This window comes from Xanthomonas arboricola pv. guizotiae (assembly GCF_002940205.1).
Classification (GTDB): Bacteria; Pseudomonadota; Gammaproteobacteria; order Xanthomonadales; family Xanthomonadaceae; genus Xanthomonas; species Xanthomonas arboricola_C.
In genome coordinates, this window is sequence record NZ_MDSK01000001.1 from 23,577 (window position 1) to 46,356 (window position 22,780).

Annotated in this window: 18 protein-coding genes and 5 tRNA genes; 10 read left to right on the forward strand and 13 right to left on the reverse strand. The window is 65.9% G+C overall.

Annotation, left to right across the window (positions count from 1 at the left end):
* Positions 1-35: 35 nt before the first annotated feature.
* Positions 36-1,328 (reverse strand): trigger factor, encoded by a 1,293-nt coding sequence (gene tig, locus XarbCFBP7408_RS00160; protein ID WP_104560358.1) that lies wholly within the window; start codon positions 1,326-1,328, stop codon positions 36-38.
* Positions 1,329-1,528: 200 nt separating this feature from the next.
* Positions 1,529-1,613, reverse strand: a tRNA-Leu gene (locus XarbCFBP7408_RS00165).
* A 275-nt stretch (positions 1,614-1,888) separates the two neighbouring features.
* Here XarbCFBP7408_RS00165 and XarbCFBP7408_RS00170 point away from each other — a divergent pair.
* Complete coding sequence (locus XarbCFBP7408_RS00170; RefSeq protein ID WP_104560360.1) at positions 1,889-3,184, forward strand: sensor histidine kinase; 1,296 nt, start codon at positions 1,889-1,891, stop codon at positions 3,182-3,184.
* 460 nt (positions 3,185-3,644) lie between these two features.
* Here XarbCFBP7408_RS00170 and XarbCFBP7408_RS00175 read toward each other — a convergent pair.
* The 4 genes from XarbCFBP7408_RS00175 to XarbCFBP7408_RS00190 all read right to left on the reverse strand — a co-directional run bounded on the left by XarbCFBP7408_RS00175 (position 3,645) and on the right by XarbCFBP7408_RS00190 (position 4,118).
* Positions 3,645-3,720 (reverse strand) — tRNA-Lys (locus XarbCFBP7408_RS00175).
* A gap of 94 nt (positions 3,721-3,814) precedes the next feature.
* Positions 3,815-3,891 (reverse strand) — tRNA-His (locus tag XarbCFBP7408_RS00180).
* Positions 3,892-3,922: 31 nt separating this feature from the next.
* Positions 3,923-3,999: transfer RNA gene (locus tag XarbCFBP7408_RS00185), tRNA-Arg, on the reverse strand.
* A 42-nt stretch (positions 4,000-4,041) separates the two neighbouring features.
* Positions 4,042-4,118: transfer RNA gene (locus tag XarbCFBP7408_RS00190), tRNA-Pro, on the reverse strand.
* Between the two features lie 152 nt (positions 4,119-4,270).
* Here XarbCFBP7408_RS00190 and XarbCFBP7408_RS00195 point away from each other — a divergent pair.
* Positions 4,271-5,032, forward strand: a complete 762-nt coding sequence (locus XarbCFBP7408_RS00195; protein ID WP_039523860.1) for a Bax inhibitor-1/YccA family protein — start codon at positions 4,271-4,273, stop codon at positions 5,030-5,032.
* A 139-nt stretch (positions 5,033-5,171) separates the two neighbouring features.
* Here the strand turns inward: XarbCFBP7408_RS00195 and XarbCFBP7408_RS00200 are convergent, their stop codons facing one another.
* From XarbCFBP7408_RS00200 to grxC, 3 genes are all read right to left on the reverse strand, one after another.
* On the reverse strand, positions 5,172-6,179 hold the full coding sequence (locus XarbCFBP7408_RS00200; RefSeq protein ID WP_005998180.1) for an isocitrate dehydrogenase: 1,008 nt from the start codon (positions 6,177-6,179) through the stop codon (positions 5,172-5,174).
* Positions 6,180-6,345: 166 nt separating this feature from the next.
* Positions 6,346-6,741: a carboxymuconolactone decarboxylase family protein gene (locus tag XarbCFBP7408_RS00205; RefSeq protein WP_104560362.1), complete on the reverse strand. Its 396-nt coding sequence runs from the start codon at positions 6,739-6,741 to the stop codon at positions 6,346-6,348.
* Positions 6,738-7,046 carry a glutaredoxin 3 gene (grxC, locus tag XarbCFBP7408_RS00210; protein WP_104560364.1) on the reverse strand — a complete coding sequence of 103 codons (309 nt, stop codon included), beginning with the start codon at positions 7,044-7,046 and terminating at the stop codon, positions 6,738-6,740. The genes XarbCFBP7408_RS00205 and grxC overlap by 4 nt, the downstream gene beginning before the upstream one ends.
* An 88-nt stretch (positions 7,047-7,134) precedes the next feature.
* On the opposite strand from grxC, the gene XarbCFBP7408_RS00215 reads away from it, so the two are divergent.
* The 8 genes from XarbCFBP7408_RS00215 to lpxH all read left to right on the forward strand — a co-directional run bounded on the left by XarbCFBP7408_RS00215 (position 7,135) and on the right by lpxH (position 17,692).
* The gene (locus XarbCFBP7408_RS00215) at positions 7,135-8,850 is read left to right on the forward strand and encodes a M48 family metalloprotease (protein WP_181106490.1); all 1,716 of its coding nucleotides are present in this window, start codon (positions 7,135-7,137) and stop codon (positions 8,848-8,850) included.
* A 164-nt stretch (positions 8,851-9,014) separates the two neighbouring features.
* Positions 9,015-9,704, forward strand: coding sequence for a phosphate regulon transcriptional regulator PhoB (phoB, locus tag XarbCFBP7408_RS00220; protein WP_002806631.1), 690 nt, complete (start codon positions 9,015-9,017; stop codon positions 9,702-9,704).
* 77 nt (positions 9,705-9,781) lie between these two features.
* Positions 9,782-11,110: a phosphate regulon sensor histidine kinase PhoR gene (gene phoR / locus XarbCFBP7408_RS00225; protein ID WP_181106492.1), complete on the forward strand. Its 1,329-nt coding sequence runs from the start codon at positions 9,782-9,784 to the stop codon at positions 11,108-11,110.
* Between the two features lie 120 nt (positions 11,111-11,230).
* The gene (gene ppk1 / locus XarbCFBP7408_RS00230) at positions 11,231-13,333 is read left to right on the forward strand and encodes a polyphosphate kinase 1 (protein WP_104560368.1); all 2,103 of its coding nucleotides are present in this window, start codon (positions 11,231-11,233) and stop codon (positions 13,331-13,333) included.
* A 63-nt stretch (positions 13,334-13,396) separates the two neighbouring features.
* The gene (gene ppx / locus XarbCFBP7408_RS00235) at positions 13,397-14,917 is read left to right on the forward strand and encodes an exopolyphosphatase (RefSeq protein WP_181106500.1); all 1,521 of its coding nucleotides are present in this window, start codon (positions 13,397-13,399) and stop codon (positions 14,915-14,917) included.
* A gap of 222 nt (positions 14,918-15,139) precedes the next feature.
* Positions 15,140-16,276: a glycosyltransferase family 4 protein gene (locus tag XarbCFBP7408_RS00240; protein ID WP_104560372.1), complete on the forward strand. Its 1,137-nt coding sequence runs from the start codon at positions 15,140-15,142 to the stop codon at positions 16,274-16,276.
* Positions 16,257-16,799 (forward strand): phosphatase PAP2 family protein, encoded by a 543-nt coding sequence (locus tag XarbCFBP7408_RS00245; RefSeq protein WP_016902233.1) that lies wholly within the window; start codon positions 16,257-16,259, stop codon positions 16,797-16,799. The genes XarbCFBP7408_RS00240 and XarbCFBP7408_RS00245 overlap by 20 nt, the downstream gene beginning before the upstream one ends.
* Before the next feature lie 149 nt (positions 16,800-16,948).
* A complete protein-coding gene (gene lpxH / locus XarbCFBP7408_RS00250) occupies positions 16,949-17,692 on the forward strand; it encodes a UDP-2,3-diacylglucosamine diphosphatase (protein WP_104560374.1) in 744 nt (247 codons plus the stop codon).
* Between the two features lie 264 nt (positions 17,693-17,956).
* Here the strand turns inward: lpxH and XarbCFBP7408_RS00255 are convergent, their stop codons facing one another.
* The 4 genes from XarbCFBP7408_RS00255 to purF form a co-directional block, all read right to left on the reverse strand.
* Positions 17,957-18,376 (reverse strand): hypothetical protein, encoded by a 420-nt coding sequence (locus XarbCFBP7408_RS00255; protein WP_104560376.1) that lies wholly within the window; start codon positions 18,374-18,376, stop codon positions 17,957-17,959.
* Positions 18,377-18,511: 135 nt separating this feature from the next.
* Positions 18,512-19,765 carry a zinc-dependent metalloprotease gene (locus tag XarbCFBP7408_RS00260; protein ID WP_104560378.1) on the reverse strand — a complete coding sequence of 418 codons (1,254 nt, stop codon included), beginning with the start codon at positions 19,763-19,765 and terminating at the stop codon, positions 18,512-18,514.
* A 456-nt stretch (positions 19,766-20,221) separates the two neighbouring features.
* Complete coding sequence (locus tag XarbCFBP7408_RS00265; RefSeq protein WP_104560764.1) at positions 20,222-21,025, reverse strand: ferritin-like domain-containing protein; 804 nt, start codon at positions 21,023-21,025, stop codon at positions 20,222-20,224.
* Positions 21,026-21,288: 263 nt separating this feature from the next.
* On the reverse strand, positions 21,289-22,755 hold the full coding sequence (gene purF / locus XarbCFBP7408_RS00270) for an amidophosphoribosyltransferase (protein WP_104560380.1): 1,467 nt from the start codon (positions 22,753-22,755) through the stop codon (positions 21,289-21,291).
* Positions 22,756-22,780 lie beyond the last annotated feature (25 nt).

Consider the following 22,780-nt stretch of genomic DNA (forward strand, 5'->3'; position numbering starts at 1 on the left):
CTGACGCTGGGCGCGGTTCTTCTCTTACTGCCGGATCAGACGCGAATGGCGTCCTGGAACGACAGCGACTGCTCGGTGTGCTGGGCGCGCTCGGCGATCCAGTCGATCACCTGCTCTCCCATGACACGGCTCTGCAATCCATTCATCAGTTGGGGGTCGTTGCGGTACATCTCAATGACCTGCTCCGGCTCTTCGTAGGTCGAGGCGATCAGACGCAGCGTTTCGCTGACGCGCTTGGATTCCAGGCGCAGCTCGTTGCGGCGGGCCACCTCGCCCACCAGCAGACCGACCAGCACGCGCTTGGCGGCGGCGTCCATGAAACCCTGGTGGGCATCGGCCGGGATCTCGCCCGGGTTGCGGCCGCTGCGACGGACCTGCTCGACCTGCTGCGCCAGCATCGAACGGGCTTCGTTCTCGACCAGGCGCGGCGGCATTTCCACGTGCGCATAGGCGGCGATCAGCTGCTCGCCCACTTCGCGACGCAGGCGGTTCATCAGCGCGCCCTTGAGCTCGCGCTCCAGGTTGGTGCGGATGTCGGCGCGGAACTGCTCGGCATCGCCACTCTTCACGCCGAAGCTCTTGATGAACTCCTTGTCCACCACCGGCAGCACCGGCTCGGAGACCTCGACCGCCTTGACGTGCACCTGCACGGTCTTGCCGGCCAGCTGCGGCACGCGCCACTCGGCCGGGAAGTCGATGGTCAGGGTCTTGTCCTCGCCCTTGGCCAGGCCTTCCAGGCCCTTTTCGATCTGGTCGAACATCACGCCCGAGCCCAGCACGCTGCTGCCGGTCTCCACGCCTTCGGCGGGCAGACGCTCGTCGCCGGCCTGCGACCAGGTCTCCAGCGCCACCAGATCACCGACCTGCGCGCCGCGCTCGACCGGGTTCCAGGTGCGGCGCTGCAGACGCAGGTTCTCGATCATCTGATCGATGTCGGCATCGGTCACTTCGGCGGTATGACGCACCACCGACAGCTTGGCCACGTCGATATCGCCAAAATCCGGCACCACTTCGAAGGTGGCGACGAAGTCGAAATCGCTCTCGCCCTGATCGATACGCGGGTTGCCGGCCAGACGCAGCGAATGCTCGCGCACTGCCGAATCGAAGGTCTCACGCAGCAGGCCTTCCATCGCCTCGGCACGCACCTGCTGACCGAAGCGCTGCTCGATCACCTTGGTCGGCACCTTGCCAGGACGGAAGCCCTTGATGCGCGTGGTCCGCGCAAGCTCGCGCAGGCGGCCACCGACATGCGTCTCCAGGCGCTCCTGCGGCAGGGTGAAGGTCAGGCGGCGTTCCAGAGTGCCGGTGGATTCGATCGATGCTTGCATGTTGACTCCTGCCACCGACTGCACAAGCGTCGGCACGAGATGGAAGATGCGGGTTGACGGATGGCGAGAATGCCGCCGAGCCTTGTAGTTTCGCCGATAACGGCGGCCGCTGCCAGCGGAATACGCGTCACTGCGCCGCGCGAGGCAAGACCCCGGGACGACGGCTGCAAGCGGCCGGAACACGCACGGCCGCACTGCCATGGTGCGAAAGGGGGGACTCGAACCCCCACGCCTTGCGGCGTCAGAACCTAAATCTGGTGCGTCTACCAATTCCGCCACTTTCGCGATGCTGCCCTGACCATGCCATTGTTGCAGGGATGCCGGGAAAGAAAAAGCATCGCGAGGGCAATGAGGCCGGCGGAACCGGGAAACGGTCTGCGTCCTCCCGCCCGCACAGGCAGCACGGCGCAGGCGGGCCCCGGATCCGACACACGGAAGGTAAACGCATTCATTAATGCAACTCGACCTGGGTTGGCGTACCTTGCGTCCGCCCCGCTAGCGTTGGGTAAAGCCGAGGCTTGCTAAAATTCAGTTAAAACCAAGTAGTGGCAGTCATCACGATGAGGGATCGCTATCGGCAGATCGTGGCCCTGTCCCGCGACTGCATCAAGGAGATCGACCTCGATGGGCGGATCACGGCCATCAACGTCAATGGTCTGACCGAATTGGGTGCCAGCCACCAGGATCAGCTGATCGCGCAGCCATGGCGCGACCTGTGGCCGCCGGAGGCGACCGAGTTGGTCGATGCGGCGATCGCCGGCTCTCGCGCCGGGTCGATCCAGCAATTCGAAGCCGCCAGCGTGAACTTCGTCGGCGTGCGCCAGATCTGGCAGGTCGTCACCAGCCCGCTGTTCGATGCGCTTGGCAAGGTCGAAGCGATCTTGGTGGTGAGCAGGAACATCTCCGACCGCCGGGCGCTGGAAACCGCCTTTCGCACACTGGATTCGACCCTGGCCGCAGAGCGCGCATTCGCCAGCGGCGTGCTGCGACTGGCGCGCGCGCGCGAACATTCGCTGTCGACCGAACTGCACAGCCTGCGCGACCTGCAAGAGCGCATCGAAGGCGATCTGGACATTGCGCGCGCCGCGCAGAGCGCAGCCGAAAAGATCTCCGAGCAGGCACAAAAGGGCGAAGCGGTGGGACACCTGCTGACCGGCGTGGTGCACGATTTGAACAACGTGCTGCAGGCGGCAACCTCGGCCATCGAGCTGGTGGTGCAGCGCGCCAGGATCGATGCGCATGACGCCAAGCTGTTGAGCGTGGCCGATGCGGCGCTCCAACATGGCTCGGTCATGGCACAGCGCCTGGTCGGGTTTTCGCGACAATATCCGTACAGCCCGGAATCGGTGGACCTGGCTGCCTTGACCGTACAGCTCGGCCCCTTGCTCGAACAGGTGATCGGCGCGGATCTGCACTTGCAGCTGCGCACCGCCGAAGGAGGATGCTGCGCAATGGTCGATCGCCACACGGTGGAACGCGCCATCTTGAACCTGGTGATCAACTCCCGCGATGCCTGCCAGAGTGGCGGCGTCATTCGCGTGGAGACCGGCGACGCCGTGATCGCCGAAGAACAGGCCAACCTGGCCAGGCCGGCCGGGCGCTACGTCACCATCGCCGTGGCCGACAACGGGCACGGCATGGATGCGCACGTGCAGGCGCATCTGTTCGAGGCGTATTTCACCACCAAGGATGCCGACAAAGGCGCGGGCCTGGGGCTGGCGCAGGTGTACAGCGCGGTCCGTCAGGCAGGTGGCTTTGTCGAGGTGACATCGGCGCCGGGCCAGGGTGCGTGCTTTACACTGGCGTTCCCACGCATGCAGCAGAGCGCGGCGGTGGCGCCCGTCGCATCGCCGTAAGCGAACACGGCTGCAGCTGCCCGCAACCGATCAGGCGCGGCGCATCGCCTTTGGGACGTATCGAAGCGCCGCCCAATGCAGCAAGGAACCTCTTCCTGCGCAAGCCGATGGACGCTGCCTGGTGCCCTTTCACCCGGCGCGGGGCGACACTGCCGGCGCGACCACATCAGCCAGACAAGCACGGCGCAGGCGCCACCTGCCGCCAGTCCACACTGCAGCAGCGTCAGCATGACCGTGCGGCGGACATCATCGACCAGCCGCCGATGATCGCCAGCAGCAGCACGATCACCCGGCCGAGAGCAGACCGCTCAACGCACCGATGCCCGTGCCGGGCGAGATCGGCACTGCGTTGCCGCGACCGCCGACCGAGACGACAGCGAAGCTGCAGCCGGTTCCTTGCGTCATCTTTTCCTCAGCACAAAAAGAAAAGCACCTAGGCGGATGCCTAAGTGCTTTTGTTTGGTGGGCCGTCAAGGATTCGAACCTTGGACCTATTGATTAAGAGTCAACTGCTCTACCAACTGAGCTAACGGCCCTGAAACTGGTCGCACATTGTATGTGCGTTTTTGCTTCGTTGCAACACCCCGCGATGCATCGGGTCCAACTTTTCCTGACAATTCCTGCAATCAGTGGGGTGGCTGAGGGGACTCGAACCCCCGACATCTGGAATCACAATCCAGTACTCTAACCAGCTGAGCTACAGCCACCACTGAAACCTACTTCCTACCGCACCGCCGATGGCGCGCCCGACAGGACTCGAACCTGTAACCGCCGGCTTAGAAGGCCGGTGCTCTATCCGGTTGAGCTACGGGCGCCCGGACCGAACTTCGCATTCCCACGCCGTCAAGAGCTCGGAATGGTCGGGGTAGAGGGATTCGAACCCCCGACATCCTGCTCCCAAAGCAGGCGCGCTACCAGACTGCGCTATACCCCGGCGGGACCTTTCAATCCCGAAGGCTGGAAAGGTCGGCTATTTTGGGAATGATTGGCCTTGCTGTCAATCACTCTGTGTAAATCGGACGATCCGGTATCCTCGCAACATCGCTCGCCAAGTCGGCAGGCATCTACATTTCATGGAGAACACGCATGCGTAGCGGCAATCCCGCCCTTCGGGAATCCACCTTCCTCGACCTCGGTTCCGGCTCGGTAGTCACCCGCGACGGTCAGGCGATGACCCTCAACGGCACCGTCAACAAGACCGGCCTGCTGTTGCTGATGGCGGTGGTCACCGCCGCCTTCGCCTGGTCGCAGTCGATCGGGGCCGATGGCGCTCCGTTGCCTGCCGCGCGGCTGTACATGATCGCCGGTGCGATCGGCGGGCTGGTGTTCGCGCTGGCGACCAGCTTCAAGCCGACCTGGGCCCCGGTCACTGCGCCGCTGTACGCGTTGGTGGAAGGCTTCTTCCTGGGCTCGATCTCGGCGGTCTACGAGGCGCGTTTCAACGGCATCGTGTTCCAGGCGGTGCTGCTGACCTTCGGCACCATGTTCGCGCTGCTGTTTGCCTATCGCAGCGGCATGATCAAGGCCACCGAGAACTTCAAGCTGGGCGTGGTGGCAGCCACCGGCGGCATTGCGCTGGTGTATCTGGCGACCATCGTGCTGGGCCTGTTCGGCGTGCGCATCCCCTTCATCCACGACTCGGGCCTGATCGGCATCGGCTTCAGCCTGTTCGTGGTGGTGGTGGCGGCACTGAACCTGGTGCTGGACTTCGACTTCATCGAAAGCGGTGTCGAACAGGGCGCTCCCAAGCACATGGAGTGGTATGGCGCGTTCGGCCTGATGGTGACGCTGGTGTGGCTGTACATCGAGTTCCTGCGCTTGCTGTCGAAGCTGCAGTCGCGCAATTAAGCAGGGAATTGGGAATCGGGATTGGGGAATCGTAAGAGCGTTCCCCACGATCAATGACCAAGTGTGGCTTCAGACAATTCCAAGCAAAAAGAAAGGGCGCCCAGGCGCCCTTTCTTTATTGTGCGATCAACCAGTGCGCTCAGAGGCGGCTGGCGATGGCCTTGGCGAAGCCCATGGTGTTGCCGGTGCCGCCCAGGTCGGGAGTCAGCGAATCCTTGGCTTCCAGGGTGGCCACGATCGCTTCGCGCAGGCGCTCGGCGTTCTGCGGCTGACCAATGTGGTCCAGCATCTGCGCGGCACCCAGCAGCAGCGCGCACGGGTTGGCCTTGCCCTGCCCTGCGATGTCCGGCGCCGAGCCGTGCACGGCCTCGAAGATCGCCGCGTCCACACCGATGTTGGCGCCCGGGGCCAGGCCCAGGCCGCCGACCAGACCGGCGCACAGGTCGGAGATGATGTCGCCGAACAGGTTGGTGGTCACGATGATGTCGAACTGCTCAGGACGCATCACCAGCTGCATGCAGGTGTTGTCGACGATCATTTCCTGGAATTCGATTTCCGGGTACTGCGTGGCCACATCGCGTGCCACCTTCAGGAACAGGCCCGAGGTCGACTTGATGATGTTGGCCTTGTGCACCGCGGTGACCTTCTTGCGGCCGGTGGCGCGCGCCAGGTCGAAGGCGTAGCGCACGATGCGCTCGGAGCCCTTGCGGGTGACGCGGGCGCCGGAGAACGCGGTCTCGCCATCCTCGGACACGGTCTGGCCTTCGCTCAGGTAGGCGCCTTCGGTGTTCTCACGCACCGTGATCAGGTCCACGCCATCGGCAAAACGCGACTTGGTGTTGGGGAACGACTTGGCCGGACGCACGTTGGCGTACAGGTCGAACTTGCGACGCATGGCGACGTTGATCGAGCTGAAGCCCTCGCCGACCGGGGTGGTCAGCGGGCTTTTCAGGGCCACCTTGTTCTTGGTGATCGAGGCCAGGGTGGACTCGGGCAGCAGATCGCCGTGCTTTTCCAGCGCGACCAGGCCAGCGTCGGCGTACTCGTAGGTCAGGCCAGCCTGCAGCGCGTCGAGCACGAACAGCGTGGCATCCATGATCTCCGGGCCGATACCGTCGCCGCGGATGACCGTGATTGTCTGCGTCATAACGTTGGGTTTCCGAACTTGAAGGGGGGAGCGCCAGCCGTCAAACCCGGCAGAGCGGCGCAATGAGGTTTCACCGGCAATTATGCCCGATGCCGGTGAAGGCGCCCAAACCGACCTTGGTCTAAGAGCGCCCGGCTGCGCACGGCGGCACCCCATTCCCACCCAATCACCCGTGCGCGTGCTGCTCCGGTGCCGGCGCGCCGCCTTCGAGCTGGTCGAGGAAGTCCACCGCACGACGCAGATGCGGGATGACGATGGAGCCGCCGACCACCAGCCCGACCGAGAAGGTTTCGAAGAATTCCTCGCGGCTCACACCGGCCTCCTTGCACTGGGCGACGTGGTAGCTGATGCAGTCGTCGCAGCGCAGCACCATCGAGGCGACCAGGCCGAGCAGCTCCTTGGTCTTCACGTCGAGCGCGCCCGCCTGATAGGTCTGGGTGTCCAGCGCAAAGAACCGGCGTACCACCTGGTTCGGCTCGGCCAGGATGCGCTGGTTCATGCGCTGGCGAAATTCGGTGAACTCGCGCAGCCGGTCGTCGCTGCCGCTGCCGGTCTCGCTCATGCCTGGCCGCCTGTATCGCCGGCCAGCAGGGGCTCGAGCTTGCCGGCCCGGTGCATCGCCATCATGTCGTCGTAGCCACCCACATGGACGTCGCCGACGAAGATCTGCGGCACGCTGGTGCGCTTGGCCAGCGCAACCATCTTGTTGCGCTCGGCCGGGTCCAGGTCGATGCGCACCTCGGTCCAGATCCGGCCCTTGCTCTTGAGGAAGTTCTTGGCCGCCACGCAGTACGGGCAGATCGCGGAGGAATACAGGGTGATCTGCGGGCCGCTGGCCGCATCCTGCACGTTGGTGTCTTGGCTCACGGGAAACTCCGTGGTTGGTCTGAGGTCTGACAATGGTACCGGGCGACTGGAATTTCCACGTCGTCACCGCAACACTGTGGATTAACCGATGATTCACGCCAGCGCGCCGTGCTGCCCGCATGCTCCGCGCACCACCTGGGAGTTCCACTTGCGCCTGCTACCGCTCGCCACCGCCCTCACGCTGGCCGTTGCCATCGGGGTGGCACCCGCGCAGGAAAACCGCCTGCCCGACATCGGTTCGTCTGCCGGCGAGTTGCTGACCCCGGCGCGCCAGGCCGAGTACGGCAAGATGATGCTGGCCGAGTTGCGCAACTACGACTACGTGCTGGACGACCCGCTGATCAGCGACTGGCTGCAGACCATGGGTACCCGGCTAGGCGCCAACAGCGACCAGCCGCAGCAGCCGTTCACGTTTTTCATGCTGCGCGACCGCCAGATCAACGCCTTCGCCACGCTGGGCGGCTATATCGCGGTCAATGCCGGGCTGGTGTTGACCGCCGAGCGCGAGGACGAGGTGGCCGCGGTGCTGTCGCATGAAATCGCCCACGTCACCCAGCAGCATGTGCTGCGTGGGGTGGAACGGGCGCAGCGCGACCAGATCCCGATCCTGCTCGGCATGCTGGCGGCGGTGGTCGCCGCGCAACAGGCCGGTGGCAATTCCAAGGGCGATGCCACCATGGCCGGCATCACCAGTGCGATGGGGCTGATGCAGCAGCGCCAGATCGACTACACCCGCTCCAACGAATCGGAGGCCGACCGGCTGGGTATCCGCACGCTGGTGCGCAGCGGCTACGACGTGGATGCGATGGCCGGCTTCTTCGAGCGCATGTCGGTGGCGATGCGCGCCAACGAGGGCGGCTACAGCGCGCCGGACTTTCTGCAGACCCACCCGGTCACGGTCACCCGCATCAGCGAGGCCAAGGCACGCGCCGAGCAGATGAAGAAGAACACCGTGGTGCTGACCACCTCGGTGCCGGGTGGCACGCACCAGGAACGGGTGGACCCGTCCGACCCGTCGCTGTCCGAACCGCTGAGCCGCAACGGCAACGCGCTGCTGCCGTATGCGCTGCGGCTGCCGGTGGATGCGCTGAGCCGCAGCGGCGACCAGCAGAACTTCGACTGGGCCAAGGAACGCCTGCGCGTGCTCAGCGCCAGCACGCCGGATGCGGCCATTCGCGAATACGAAAACCTGCGCCGCAGTGCCAAGCACGGCCTGACCGATGCCCAGCGCTACGGGCTGGCGCTGGCGAAGCTGCGCAACAGCGGCGGGCGGCCGGGTGAGCCGGTGGCCGAGTTGACCAGCCTGCTGGAAGCGCACCCGGACAACCTGTGGCTGACGCTGGGCCTGAGCGAGGCGCAGGCGCGGGTGGGCCAGCGCGAGGTGGCCAATGCGCGTTTCGATGCGCTGCTCAAGCAACTGCCGAACAACCGCGCGGTGGCGCTGACCTATGCCGGCGCGCTCAACGAGCAGGCCAGCAAGGAGTCCGGCCAGCGCGCGCGCCAGGTACTGGAGCCGCTCCTGCATCGCAGCAGCGAAGATCCCCTGCTGCAACAGACCTACGCGCGTGCCTGCGAACTGTCCGGCGACCATCTGCGCGCCAGCGAGGCCTACGCCGAATCTGCGTACTTGAATGGACGCCCGGAGCAGGCGCTGATCCAGCTCGAAGCGCTGAAAAAGAAAGATCTCGACTATGTGACACGGGCGCGGGTGGATGCACGCATCGCGGCGATCACGCCGACCGTGCTGGAACTGCGCCGGCAAGGCATCCGCGACCCGGATCTGTCGACGCGCTGGCGCATGTGACGGGTGGCGCAGCGATCATCCGGGCGCGCGCCCAGGTGCTCGGCACCGCGCCGGCCAATGGCACAGGCCGCTTCGGCCACGGCGGCAACCGTCGGGCATGTCACATTAGAGTCACAAAACCGTAGTCTACTGGCGATCAACCAAAGCCAGACGGTAAGCCCCGCGTGCAGAAACGCATTCTGATCGTCGACGACGAACCCGCGATCCGCGACATGGTGGCGTTCGCGCTGCGCAAAGGCGAGTTCGAACCCATCCATGCCGGCGATGCCCGCGAGGCGCAGACCGCCATCGCCGACCGCGTGCCGGACCTGATCCTGCTGGACTGGATGTTGCCGGGCACCAGCGGGCTGGATCTGGCACGGCGCTGGCGCAAGGAGCAGCTGACCCGCGAGATTCCGATCATCATGCTGACCGCGCGCGGCGAAGAGAACGACCGCGTCGGTGGCCTGGAAGCCGGGGTCGACGATTACGTGGTCAAGCCGTTCTCGGCGCGCGAGTTGCTGGCGCGCATCCGCGCGGTGATGCGCCGCACCCGCGAGGACGACGAGGACGGCAGCGTGGCGGTGGGCCGCCTGCGCATCGACGGCGCCGCGCACCGGGTGTTTGCCGGCGACGCGCCGGTGCCGATCGGCCCGACCGAATACCGCCTGCTGCACTTTTTCATGACCCATCCCGAGCGCGTGTATACCCGCACCCAGCTGCTGGATCATGTCTGGGGCGGCAGCGTGTATGTGGAAGAGCGCACCATCGACGTGCACATCCGCCGCCTGCGCAAGACGCTGGAACCGTTCGGCCTGGAAAACATGGTGCAGACCGTGCGTGGCTCGGGCTACCGTTTCTCATCGGCAACCTAGCGGTTGCCGCACAGCCGCTCGGCCCTGCAGGCCGGCCGGCTCGCACGCCCACCTCACGCCCCGTGGTAACGCCTTCCATGCCTCAACACATCCGTTCCGCCTGGCTCAAGACGCTCGGCACTCTCGCGCTGTTGCTGGGCGCTGCCGTGCTGGTCGGCGTGCTGATCGAGCATGTGTGGATGGCGTTGACGCTGACCGCGCTGGGGGTACTGGCCTGGCATTACTGGCGGCTGCGCCGGGTGCTGCAGCGCCTGACCGCGCGCCAGCGCGCCGAGCCCGCCGCCGGGACCGGCGCCTGGAACGAACTGGATCGCCTGCTCTATCGCAGCCAGGCCGAAATGCGCGGGCGCAAGCGTCGCCTGGTCGAGATGCTGCGTACCTACCGTGCTGCTGCGCAGGCGCTGCCGGATGCGGTGGTGGTGGTGGATCGCAACAGCCAGCGCGTGCAGTGGTTCAACCGAGCCGCGGGCGGACTGCTGGGGCTGCATCATCCGGGCGATCTGGGCGTGTCGGTGGTGGAGCGGTTGCAGCCGTTGCCGTTGGCGCACTGGCTGGCGGCCGGCCGCAATGCCGAGCCGATGCTCGACGCGGCATCGCCGGTCGACCCGGACCTGCGCCTGAACCTGCGCCTGATCCCCTACTCCGACGATTACTGGCTGCTGGTGGCGCGCGATGTCAGCAAGCTGCTGCGGCTGGAGCAGGTGCGCCGCGACTTCGTGGCCAACGTCTCGCACGAGCTGCGTACGCCATTGACGGTGGTGCATGGCTATCTGGACATGCTCGACCCGGAGGACTTTCCCGATTCGGGCCCGATGCTGGCCGAGATGCGCAAGCAGTCGCAGCGCATGGCGCAGCTGGTCGAAGACCTGCTGACGCTGTCGCGGCTGGAATCGCAGGAAGAACTCGGCGAGGAACACGTGGCGATGGCGCCGATGCTGTCGACGCTGCGCCGCGAGGCCGAAGCGCATAGCCAGGGCCGCCACACCGTGGAAGTGTTCGACGAGGCCGGCGTGGACCTACTCGGCTCCAACAAGGAACTGCATAGCGCCTTCTCCAACCTGGTCACCAACGCGGTGCGCTACACGCCCGGCGGCGGCACGGTGACGATCCGCTTCGTGCGCGAAGGCGATGGCGCGGCCCTCGCGGTGCGCGACACCGGCTACGGCATTCCCGCCTCGCATCTGCCGCGCATCACCGAGCGCTTCTACCGCGTCTCCAGCAGCCGCTCGCGCGAGAGCGGCGGCACCGGGCTGGGGCTGTCGATCGTCAAGCACATCCTGGGACTGCACCAGGCGCGTCTGGAGATCGAAAGCGAAGTCGGACGTGGCAGCGAATTCTCATGCCATTTCGTCGCTGCACGCGTCGTGCAGCGCGATCAGTCCCTGCCACTGTCACGTTCGGCGTGATATGTAAGAGGTGCGCGCCGCAACGCGGTGCGATGCGCGCGCACGAGGCGCCGCATTGCCTGCGCTGTACCTGGCGCATTGTCACGCCGCACACCATCTCCGTCTTGATGACCGATTCCAATGGGCCACGCCAAAGAACTGCACGACGTCACACCTTCCGAGGACATCGCCACCGATCCGTTGCGCGATCCGGCGCTGTACATCAACCGGGAGCTGTCGCAGCTGGATTTCAACTTCCGGGTGCTGGCACAGGCGTTGGACGAGCAGGTGCCATTGCTGGAACGGCTGCGGTTCCTGTGCATCTCCTGCACCAATCTGGATGAATTCTTCGAGATCCGCGCCGCCACCGTGCGGCATGCGCAGGAGTTCGGCCTGCCGCCGGCGCCGGATGGCCTGAGCCCGACCGCCATCCTCAACGCAGTGCACGACCGCGCGGCCAAGCTGGTCGAACAGCAGTACCACGCGTGGAATGAGGTGCTGCGCCCGGCGATGGAAGATGCCGGCGTGGCCGTGCTCAGCCGCACGGCCTGGACCTCGCGGCAGAAGCGCTGGCTGCGGGCGTACTTCCGCAACGAGATCATGCCGGTGCTGTCGCCGCTGGGGCTGGACCCGGCACATCCGTTTCCGAAGATCCTCAACAAGACCTTGAACATCGTGGTGGTGCTGGAGGGCCAGGACGCATTCGGGCGCGCCGGGCATCTGGCCATCGTGCGTGCGCCGCGTTCGTTGCCGCGCATCATCCAGCTGCCGGCGAGCCTGTCGCCGGAGGGTGCGCAGAGTTTCGTATTCCTGTCCTCGGTGCTGTCCGAGTTCGTCGACGAGCTGTTCCCGGGCATGCAGGTCAAGGGCTCGTACCAGTTCCGCGTCACCCGTAACTCCGAGCTGGTAGTGGACGAGGAAGAAGTCGAGAACCTGGCGCTGGCCTTGCGCGACGAGCTGGTCACCCGCGGCTATCGCCCGGCGGTGCGCCTGGAGATCGCGCACGACTGCCCGGCGCCGATCATGCGCACCCTGCTGCAGAACTTCGGCCTGAACGAAAACGCGGTGTACCGCATCGTCGGGCCGGTCAACCTGAGCCGCGTCACCCAGGTCTACGATCTGGTGCAGCGCCCCGAACTGAAGTATCCGTTGTTCAATCCGCGCACCCTGCGCGACAACGACGGCATCTTCGAGATCGTCAACAAGGGCGATGTGTTGTTGCATCATCCTTTCGATGCGTTCACCGCAGTGCTGGACGTGATCCGCCAGGCCGCGGTCGACCCGAACGTGCTGGCGATCAAGCAGACGCTGTACCGCACCGGCAAGGACTCGCTGATCGTCGATGCGCTGATCCTGGCCGCGCGCAACGGCAAGGACGTCACCGTGGTGGTGGAGCTGCGCGCGCGCTTCGACGAAGAGGCCAACCTGGGCCTGGCCGACAAGCTGCAGGAAGCCGGCGTGCAGGTGGTGTACGGCGTGGTCGGCTTCAAGACGCACGCCAAGATGCTGCTGATCGTGCGCCGCGAGGGACGCAAGCTCAAACGCTATGTGCATCTGGGCACCGGCAACTACCACAGCGGCACCGCACGCCTGTATACCGACATCAGCCTGATCACCGCGGATGTGGAAATCGGCAACGATGTGCACATGCTGTTCCAGCAATTGTCCGGGCTGGCCCCGCGCATGAAGCTGGAGCAGTTGCTACAGTCGCCCTTCACCCTGCACGCAGGCGTGTTGAAGCGGATCGAGCGCGAAACGCGGCTGGCCCGCAACGGCCGCCCGGGCCGCATCATCGCCAAGATGAATGCCCTCAACGAGCCGCAGGTCGTGCGTGCGCTGTATACCGCCTCGCAAGCCGGTGTGCAGATCGACCTGATCGTGCGCGGCGCCTGCACGCTGCGCCCGGGCGTGCCCGGCGTGTCCGACAATATCCGCGTGCGCTCGATCGTGGGGCGTTTTCTGGAACATAGCCGGGTGTACTGGTTCGGCAACGATGGCGCGGCAGAGTTGTACTGCGCCAGCGCCGATTGGCTGGAACGCAACCTGCTGCGGCGGGTGGAGACCTGCTTCCCGATCCTGGAGCCGGATCTGGCCAAGCGCGTCTACCGCGAAGTGCTGCAGAACTACCTGGACGACAACGTCAACGCCTGGGAACTGGATGCCGACGGCGTCTATCACAAGCGCATGCCCGGCCCTGGCGAGCCAGCCCATTCGGCGCAGATGACCTTGCTCGATCGGATCTGAAAGCGGCGCGGGCGCGGCCCCTCACGGGGCCGACGGCCCATCGGCTACCATGCGCCCATGCCAATGCCCTCCCCCACGATCCCGCCCCTGTGCGATGGCGATTTCCTTGCCGCCATCGACCTAGGATCCAACAGCTTCCACATGGTCATTGCGCGCTACCTGATGGGTCAGCTGCGCGTGGTCGATCGCCTGCGCGAAACCGTGCGCATGGCCGACGGCCTGGATGGCAAGGGCGGCCTTTCCAACGACGCGCGCCAGCGCGCGCTCGAATGCCTGGCGCGCTTTGGCCAGCGCATCCGGGAAGTACCGTCGTTGCGCGTGCGCGCGCTGGCCACCAACACGGTGCGTCAGCTGCGCTCGCCGCAGGCGTTCCTGATGCCGGCCGAAACCGCGCTCGGGCATGCGATCGAAGTCGTCAGCGGACGCGAGGAAGCGCGCCTGATCTATCTCGGCGTTGCGCATGCGCAACCACCCAAGCCCGATCAACGCCGGCTGGTGATCGACATCGGCGGCGGCTCGACCGAGTTCATCATCGGCCGCGGATTCCAGACCCTGGAACGCGAGTCACTGCAGGCCGGCTGCATCGCCAGCACGCGCCGCTTCTTTCCCGGCGGCAAACTGTCGAAGAAAAAATGGAAGGATGCGCTGACCGAGATCGGCACCGAATTCCAGCAGTTCGCCAATCAGTACAAGGCGCTGGGCTGGCACGAGGCAATCGGCTCGTCCGGCACGCACAAGGCCATCGGCGAGATCTGTGCGGCGATGAAGCTCACCAAGGGCGCAATCACCGCCGAGGCGCTGCCGGCGCTGCGCGATGAACTGCTCAAGGCCAAACGCATCGAAGACATCCAGTTGCCCGGCCTGGCGGCCGAACGCCGGCCGATCATCGCCGGCGGCATCCTGGTGCTGGAAGCGGCATTCCAGGCCCTGGGGCTGGAGAAGCTGATGGTCAGCAAGGCGGCGATGCGCGAAGGCATCCTCTACGACATGCTCGGCCGCGGCGGCGAAAACGACCCGCGCGACAGTTCGGTGGCGTCGCTGGTGCAGCGCTACGGCATCGACGAAGTGCAGGCGCAGCGCGTGGAAGCCACTGCCTGCCGCCTGTTCGACCAGGTCTGCGAATCCTGGCAGCTGGATGGCGACGACGCACAGGTGTTGCGCCGCGCCGCGCGCCTGCACGAGCTGGGCCTGATCATCGCGCACAGCCAGTATCACGTGCACGGCAGCTACATCCTGGAGCACTCGGACATCGCCGGTTTCTCTCGCCAGGAGCAGCAGGTGCTGGCAGCGCTGGTGCGCACGCACCGGCGCAACGTGCCCAAGACCGCGTTCGATGCGCTGCCGGACCGCCTGCTGCTGCCGACCCGACGCAAGGCCGCGCTGCTGCGGCTGGCGGTGCTGCTGCATCGCGCGCACGAATCGGACCCGATTCCGACCCTGGAACTCACCGCCGACGACACCCGCCTGTCGTTGATCCTGTCGCAAAGCTGGATCGACTCGCGCCCGCTGCTGCGCGCGGACCTGATCGGCGAAGTCGAAAGCATGGCCGGGCTGGGGATCGCGTTCAAACCGTTTGTGACCTGAGGCCTGCGGCCTCAGGCTGGATTCGGGAGTGGGGATTCGGGAATAGTCGACCACGGAGCTCTGAGAAATTCTGACTGGTGGCGATTGCGCTAAACGAGTGCAGCACGCTGCCTTTGCGATTCCCCATTCCCCATTCCCGGCCCCACTGTCACCGCCGCGACTTATGCGCGCAACATCCATGCCATCGCCCTCCCGGAAGCTAGCGAAAACCGGAGAACGGGCATGCGCTACGCGATCGTTACCGAAACCTATCCCCCCGAAGTCAACGGCGTTGCGCTGACCGTGCACGGGCTGGAAACCGGCCTGCGCGCACGCGGACACCAGGTGGACGTGGTGCGTCCACGGCAGAGCGGCGATACCGATGCGGCCACCGCCCTGCTGGTGCGCGGCGCGTCGCTGCCGCGCTACCCGGGACTGAAATTCGGGCTGCCGGCAACCCAACGCCTCGTTCGTCATTGGCAGATCACGCAACCGGATGCGGTCTATGTGGCCACGGAAGGCCCCTTGGGCTGGTCGGCGATGCGTGCGGCACGCCGGCTCGGCATTCCGGTCGCCACCGGCTTCCATACCCGCTTTGACGAATACCTGCCCGACTACGGTGCCGCCTGGCTGCAGGGCACTGCGCTGCGCTGGATGCGCCGCTTCCACAATCAGGCCGAGGCGACCCTGGTACCCACGCGCGAGCTGCAGCAGTTCCTGCGCGAGGGCGGCTTCCAGCGCGTGCAGTTGCTGGCACGCGCGGTGGACAGCCAGCAGTTCGCTCCGGCCCGGCGCGATCCGGCCTTGCGTGCCGAATGGGGCATCGAGGGCGAAGGCTTCGCCGCGATCTATGTCGGCCGCATCGCCAACGAAAAGAATCTGCCGTTGGCGATTCGCGCGTTCCGCAAGCTGCAGCAGATCCGCCCGAAGGCGCGCTTCGTCTGGGTGGGCGATGGCCCGGCACGCGAAAAGATCGCGCACGAGAATCCGGACTTCATCTTCTGCGGCATCCAGCGCGGCGAGGCGCTGGCGCGCCACTTCGCCAGCGGCGATCTGTTTCTGTTCCCCAGCCGCAGCGAGACCTTCGGCAACGTGACCCTGGAGGCGATGGCCAGCGGTGTGGCCACCGTGGCCTTCGACTACGGTGCCGCGCGCGAGTATCTGCGCAGCGGCCACAGCGGTGCGGCGGTGGATGACGACGAGGCGTTCATCCAGGCCGCCGTCGCACTCACCGACGACGATGCGATGCGCCAGCGCCTAGGTGCGGCGGCCGCGCAGGCGATGAAGAAACTGCATCCGGACAACGTGGTCTCCGACTTCGAGACCTTGCTGATGGGCATCACTGCGGCAAGGGGGCGTTATGTCGGCAACGCGGCTTGAACTTCTGCGCGGTCACGAAGCGCGCTGGTGCCGGCGCGCCAACCACTGGTGCCGTCGCCACCCGGTGCGGCGCGCATTCGCCACCATCAGCCGGCTCGGCGATGGCGTGTTCTGGTACAGCCTGATGGGCTTGCTGGTGCTGCTCGACGGCATGGACGGCGTGCGTGCATCTGCGCATATGGCCGCCACCGGCGTACTCGCGCTGACCTTGTACAAATCACTCAAGCGCTGGACGCGTCGGCCACGCCCGTACGCGGCCGACGTGCGCATCCGCGCCTGGGTGGCGCCGCTGGACGAGTTCAGTTTTCCGTCCGGCCACACCTTGCATGCGGTGTCCTTCAGCATCGTGGCACTGGCCTACTACCCGTGGCTGGCGCCCCTGCTGGTGCCGTTTTCGGCCGGCGTGGCGCTGTCGCGCGTGGTGCTGGGCCTGCACTATCCCAGCGACGTACTCGCTGCCACCGCGATCGGCGTAGTGCTGGCCAGCCTGTCGCTATGGGGATTGCCGGTGCTGCTCGGCTGAGGAGTGAGCGCCGTCATCGCTGCCTCTGCCCGACCAGGCCGGTGATCCTCTGGTTGCCGCGGCCGGCCCTTCACCCGGCACCCGCTCCGCGATGCAGGGCTCCACCGATTCCCGATTCCCGATTCCCGCTCCCGCCGTACAATGGCGCGATGACGACCCTGTTCATTTCCGACCTGCATCTGGATCCGGCCCGGCCGGCGATCACCGAGCTGTTTCTGGACTTCCTGCGCACACAGGTACCTGGTAGCGACGCGCTCTACATCCTCGGCGATCTGTTCGAAGCCTGGATCGGCGATGACACGCCGTCGACCGCTGCCGATGCGGTGGCCGTGGCGCTGCATGCGGTGGCCGATAGCGGCGTGCCGGTGTTGTTCATGCCGGGCAACCGCGACTTCCTGGTTGGCGAGGCATATGCGCAACGTGCGGGCTTCCGCATCCTGCCCGACCCCACCGTGGTCGATTTGTACGGACATCCGACCTTGCTGATGCATGGCGATCTGCTGTGCACCGACGACACCGCCTACCAGGCGTTCCGTGCGCAGACGCGCGATCCGGTCTTTCAGGCGCAGTTCCTGGCGCAGCCGCTGGCCGCGCGGGTGGCCTTCGCGCAGCAGGCACGCGCTGCCAGCCAGGCGCGCCATGCAGAACTCAAGCAGGGCGACCAATCGCGCTTCGAGACCGTCACCGATGTCACCCCGGCCGAGGTGGAGGCCACCTTCGTGCGGTATGGCCTGGATCGCCTGATCCATGGTCACACCCATCGCCCCGCAATCCATACCCTGCAGGCCGGCGGCCAGACCTGCACACGTATCGTGCTGGGCGACTGGTACGAACAAGGCTCGGTATTGCGTGTGGATGCCGACGGCGTGTCGCTGGAGCAGTTGCCGCTTTAACGTGGCTGACAGCAGCTGGCTAGCGGCCGCCAGCTCGGCCCAGGCCGCTCGCCCGGAACCTGTTTGCAGGCGACAGATCGCCATGGGCACAGGCCGCGCCGTCTGCAGGCGAGCGTCATGGTTTCGGGATCAGGCCTGTGGCACGCTCGGCGTGCTGCTCATCCGTGCAGGAATGCAGTCGGATGCGTCGACGCGCTGTCGGCAAGCCTGATCGCACCAGCCTGCTGATACGTAACCGCACGGTCCATGCAGTCTCCAGAAGCATCACTGCATGCTGCGCGCATGCTCGGCGTAGTCGACATAGTCGGCATTGACCACGTCGTACCAGAGCAGCGTGCCATCGGCCTGCACGCGGAAACGATCGCGTATCGGGCTGGTCTGCGGGTCGCCGGGGCAGTCGTTGCCATGCCGCTCGCGCACGGCGAAGTCGAACGCATCCGCTGCGGGCTCAGCGTCGTCTTCGGCGATGATGCTGATGCAGGTGTCCGGATAGAAATGGTCGTTCTGCAGGCGGGTTTCCAGCACATCCAGCGCGCGGGCGCGGGCATCGTTGCCGGTCGTGGCTGCCGGCGCGGACACCGCCGGTTTGGGTGGCGCAGGGGCCGGGTCGGCAGGTTGCTGTTTGCAGCCGGCAACTGCCAGCGCGACCAGGCACAGCGCCGCATAACGCAGGGACTTGGACATGGGTGCTCCGCTCCGCAGGACACGCCGGCAGCTGCCGGCAGTGCCTCTAGTCTGCGCGATCACTGCGCCTGCGTGTAGCGGCAAAGGCCCGGCACCTGCGTGCCGGGCCCGATGACGGAACGATCGGCTTGGTCCTCAGCGGAAGCCGGCGATGGTGGCCTTGGTGTTGACCAGCACGCGCTGGTTGTCGGCAGTGCTGGCGTTCCCCATGGGCACGCCGTTGTAGCTGATGTTGGGGTTGGACCAATAGTTCAGGCGCGGGCAGCTGCTGCTGCAGTCGTAGGCCATGATGGTGCGCCAGCTGTTGCCGTAGCGATAACCGTGCCCGTACGCATACGGCGAGGTGCTGGGGTCGTTGGTGGCGTCGTGACGGGCGCTCTGCAGATGGCCGATTTCATGCGCGAAGCTGTAATAGCCGGTGGCGCAATCCCAGTACACCGAGGCGAACGCAGTCGCCGCGGTGGAGCCGATGCCCGACGCCAGGCCGCAGTAGCTGCTGTTGTTCAACACGATCACGCCCACATCGGCGGTGTAGGTGTTGCGGCTGGTGTGGATGCTGTCCATGTAACCGTCGTTGGTCACGCGGAAGCGCTGCAGGTCGGTGGTGAAATTGCCGGTTTCGCTGTAGCTGGTGGTCTCGTAACGCGCCAGTTGCAAGGTGATGCCGACATTGCTGTTGATGTAGCCCTGGTTGGCCTCGGCCACCGCCAGTTGCACCAGCGACTGCATGTTGCCGCCGTAGGCGGTCACCGCCTGATTGGTGGCCACCACCAGCACGCGGATGGTCGCCGGGCTGCCCGACGACGCCGCGGCGGCGGTGACGCGCCCGTCGCTGGGCATGTCGATCTTCGGCAGCAGGCTGTATTCGGCCGGATGCTCCTGCGGCAGGCGGCTTTCTTCCACCTGCACCAGCACATGGCGGCCATCGGCGAGCGGACGCAGCCGATACAGCTTGCCGGCGTAACGGATGGTGCCGGTGACGGTATCGCCGCTGCGCACCAGGATCGCCGAGTTGAGCGGATCCACACCCGACAGCGTGCGTGCGCGGGTGCCGGCACGCGGGCCGAGGTTGCCGTACCACACGCTATCGCCGCCTTCCAGCGCATCGACCTTGGCCTGGGTGGCGGTGATGGTCTGGCCGTCCAGCTGCAGCTCCAGCAGCTTTTCTGCGGCGGTGACGGCACCGGCGTCGAGCTGGACCACCTGCGCGTTGGCGGTGGACGGTGCACTGAGCAGGCGCTGCAACGAGGGTTCGGCAGTGGCGGTGGCGCTCGCGCTGCGGCTCAGCGCAGGGCCGGATTGATACAGCGGCTTGCCGGCAGCGGCGGCCGAACCGGCCAGACACATGGCGATCAGACCCACCGTGGTGCACATCGACTTCGACTTCATCGTCTCTCTCTCCTTAGACATGGAAGTAACGGATGTGAAACACCGGGCCCCTGCCCCCGGGACGCCATTAAGGCGCGCCAGGCCTTACAGATTGCAAGTTGTTACAAAAGAAAATTACTGTTTTGTGATGTCTGCCGTTCAATGGATGCGATTCCGGCAGCTGTGCGGGAAGACGCAGCGCACAGTCCGGTGGTCGGAGCCGCGTTGCCGCGCAGGCGGCCTGTTGCGTTTGGCGGTAGCCGGGCGCGGGCGCGATGTCACAGCGAAGGGATGCGATGCACATCGCCCCAGTGCGCTGCAATCGTTCTGCCGCGCAATGCTCGGTACTCCACGAGCGATAGTGCAAACGCGCATCACCCAGCGTGGCGTCGGTACGGGCCGATTCGCTATCTGCTCCGCAAATGGCGATCGACAGATCGCGCACTGCAGCCCTCCCACGCATCCATTACCGGCTGCTCAGCCGGCCTGCTCCACCAGATCGGCCAGTTCGTCCTCATCGAAGCCGGCAAGCAGCCGCGCCTGCAGATTGAACGGCCCATGCAGGTAACCACCGGCGTACTCGTGCAGCAGCGCCTTGAAGCGCGCGCGCGGCTCGATGCCGGCCTGCGCGCAATACCAGCGGTACCAGCGCGAGCCGGCCGCCACATGCACCACTTCTTCGCGCAGGATGGTGTCCAGCACCTCGGCTGTGGCGGTATCGCCGAGCGAGCGCAGCTTGACGATCATCGCCGGCGTCACATCCAGGCCGCGCGCTTCGAGCACGCGCGGCACCAGCGCCATGCGTGCCAGGCCATCGTGCGCGGTTTTTTCGCACATTTCCCACAGGCCGTTGTGCGCGGCGAAGTCGCCATAGTCGTGGTCGTGTGCGTGCAAGCGCGTGCGCAGCAGCATGAAGTGGCGCGATTCGTCGTCGGCCACGCCAACCCAGTCGGCATAGAACGCCGCCGGCAGCCCACGGAAGCGGTACACCGCATCCCAGGCCAGGTCGATGGCGTTGAGCTCGATATGCGCGATGGCGTGGATAAAGGCGGCGCGGCCTTCCGGGTTGCCCAGCCCACGCCGCGGCACCTGCCGCGGATGCACCAGCACCGGCCTTGCAGGTCGGCCGGGCATGCGGATCGGCTGCGGGGGCGCCGCCTGCGGTGGCGGCAACGGCAACGTGCCGGCACGGAACGCGGCCGCATGTCGCTGCGTCAACGCGACCTTCTCCAGCGGATCGGCCGCCTGCAGGCAGGCGTATGCGGCTTGCAGAAGATCCATCGTGTCCATCACTCCATCGTTGCGGTCGCCGCTAGATCGACAACTGGCGCTTCGATCTGCAGCGGCGACCGAGACCACTGCGCAGCCGTTGCAGGTGCGGTGCGTATAACCAGCGGCTGGCGCCACTGTCGAACCAGCGCGGCGCACCCGCTTGTCGATCGGCGGCACCCAAATCGCGCGATCGCCATGCAGGTACTCCTGCGTGGCACAGCGGCTCTAGGCCACGTCTGGGTAGCGCCGAGCTGCAGCGCTACCGCACAGCCTCACGCACGACGGCGCTTCTTGGCATCGTCCGAGCGCAGCTGCTGGATGCGCTCGAAATACCCCGGTTCGATGCCGGTGATGTACTCGCCGTTGAAGCACGAAGAATCGAACTGCTGGATGTCCGGGTTACCTTCGCGCACGGCCACTTCCAGGTCCTCCAGATCCTGGTAGATCAGCCAGTCGCAGCCCAGGAATTCCTGGATTTCCAGCTCGCTGCGGCCATGCGCAATGAGCTCTTCTGCCGCCGGCATGTCGATGCCGTAGATGTTGGGGTAACGCACCGGCGGCGCGGCCGAAGCCAGGTACACCTTGCGCGCGCCGGCGTCGCGCGCCATCTGCACGATCTGCCGGCTGGTGGTGCCGCGCACGATCGAATCGTCGACCAGCAGCACCACACGGTTGCGGAATTCCAGGTGGATCGGGTTGAGCTTGCGGCGCACCGATTTCTGCCGTTCGCCCTGCCCCGGCATGATGAAGGTCCGGCCCACGTAGCGATTCTTGACGAAGCCCTCGCGGTACTTCACGCCAAGCACGTTGGACATTTCCAGCGCCACGTCGCGCGAGGTGTCGGGGATCGGAATGATGGTGTCGATGTCGTGATCCGGGCGCAGGCGCAGGATCTTTTCGCCCAGCTTCAGGCCCATGCGCATGCGCGCCTTGTGCACCGAGATGTTGTCGATCATCGAATCGGGACGCGCGAAATACACGTATTCGAAGATGCACGGCGCGTTGTTGGTCGGCGCAGCGCACACTTCCGAAAACAGTTCGCCGCGCGCGGTGATCACCAACGCTTCGCCCGGGCGCACGTCGCGCACGCGCTGGTAGCCGAGGATGTCCAGCGCCGCCGATTCGGAGGAGACGATGTATTCGGTGCCTTCGGCGTGCTCGCGCTTGCCCAGCACCAGCGGACGGATGCCATGCGGGTCGCGGAAGGCCACCAGGCCCAGGCCCAGCACCACGCTGACCACCGCATAGCCGCCCTTGCAGCGGCGGTGTACGCCGGCCACCGCGCGGATCGCCGCCTCGGGGGTGAGCATGCGCTGCGCGTCCAGCTCGTAGGCGAACACGTTCAGCAGCACTTCGCTGTCCGAATCGGTGTTGATGTTGCGGCGGTCGGCTTCGAACACCTGCTGGCGCAAGGCCTCGGTGTTGATCAGGTTGCCGTTGTGCGCCAGCGCGATGCCGTAGGGCGAGTTGACGTAGAACGGCTGCGCCTCGTCCATGCCTTCCGAACCCGCAGTCGGATAGCGGCAATGCGCGATGCCGACCCGGCCTTCCAGCACCGCCATCTTCTTTTCGTCGAAGACGTCGCGCACCAGCCCGTTGGCCTTCTGCACACGCAGGCGCGTGCCGTCTGCGGTGGCGATGCCTGCGGCGTCCTGCCCACGATGCTGCAGGACGGTCAGGCCGTCATACAGCTGCCCGGCGACGTTCTGGTTGCCGACAATACCGACGATGCCACACATGGTGCGCGTTCTCCGCTACGGCTTG

Bases quoted from the DNA above. Each gene is read 5' to 3' on its own strand.
- tig (WP_104560358.1), bottom strand. From the start codon at position 1,328: ATGCAAGCATCGATCGAATCCACCGGCACTCTGGAACGCCGCCTGACC.
- XarbCFBP7408_RS00170 (WP_104560360.1), top strand. From the start codon at position 1,889: ATGAGGGATCGCTATCGGCAGATCGTGGCCCTGTCCCGCGACTGCATC.
- XarbCFBP7408_RS00195 (WP_039523860.1), top strand. From the start codon at position 4,271: ATGCGTAGCGGCAATCCCGCCCTTCGGGAATCCACCTTCCTCGACCTC.
- XarbCFBP7408_RS00200 (WP_005998180.1), bottom strand. From the start codon at position 6,179: ATGACGCAGACAATCACGGTCATCCGCGGCGACGGTATCGGCCCGGAG.
- XarbCFBP7408_RS00205 (WP_104560362.1), bottom strand. From the start codon at position 6,741: ATGAGCGAGACCGGCAGCGGCAGCGACGACCGGCTGCGCGAGTTCACC.
- XarbCFBP7408_RS00215 (WP_181106490.1), top strand. From the start codon at position 7,135: ATGATTCACGCCAGCGCGCCGTGCTGCCCGCATGCTCCGCGCACCACC.
- phoR (WP_181106492.1), top strand. From the start codon at position 9,782: ATGCCTCAACACATCCGTTCCGCCTGGCTCAAGACGCTCGGCACTCTC.
- ppk1 (WP_104560368.1), top strand. From the start codon at position 11,231: ATGGGCCACGCCAAAGAACTGCACGACGTCACACCTTCCGAGGACATC.
- ppx (WP_181106500.1), top strand. From the start codon at position 13,397: ATGCCCTCCCCCACGATCCCGCCCCTGTGCGATGGCGATTTCCTTGCC.
- XarbCFBP7408_RS00240 (WP_104560372.1), top strand. From the start codon at position 15,140: ATGCGCTACGCGATCGTTACCGAAACCTATCCCCCCGAAGTCAACGGC.
- XarbCFBP7408_RS00245 (WP_016902233.1), top strand. From the start codon at position 16,257: ATGTCGGCAACGCGGCTTGAACTTCTGCGCGGTCACGAAGCGCGCTGG.
- lpxH (WP_104560374.1), top strand. From the start codon at position 16,949: ATGACGACCCTGTTCATTTCCGACCTGCATCTGGATCCGGCCCGGCCG.
- XarbCFBP7408_RS00255 (WP_104560376.1), bottom strand. From the start codon at position 18,376: ATGTCCAAGTCCCTGCGTTATGCGGCGCTGTGCCTGGTCGCGCTGGCA.
- XarbCFBP7408_RS00260 (WP_104560378.1), bottom strand. From the start codon at position 19,765: ATGAAGTCGAAGTCGATGTGCACCACGGTGGGTCTGATCGCCATGTGT.
- XarbCFBP7408_RS00265 (WP_104560764.1), bottom strand. From the start codon at position 21,025: ATGGATCTTCTGCAAGCCGCATACGCCTGCCTGCAGGCGGCCGATCCG.
- purF (WP_104560380.1), bottom strand. From the start codon at position 22,755: ATGTGTGGCATCGTCGGTATTGTCGGCAACCAGAACGTCGCCGGGCAG.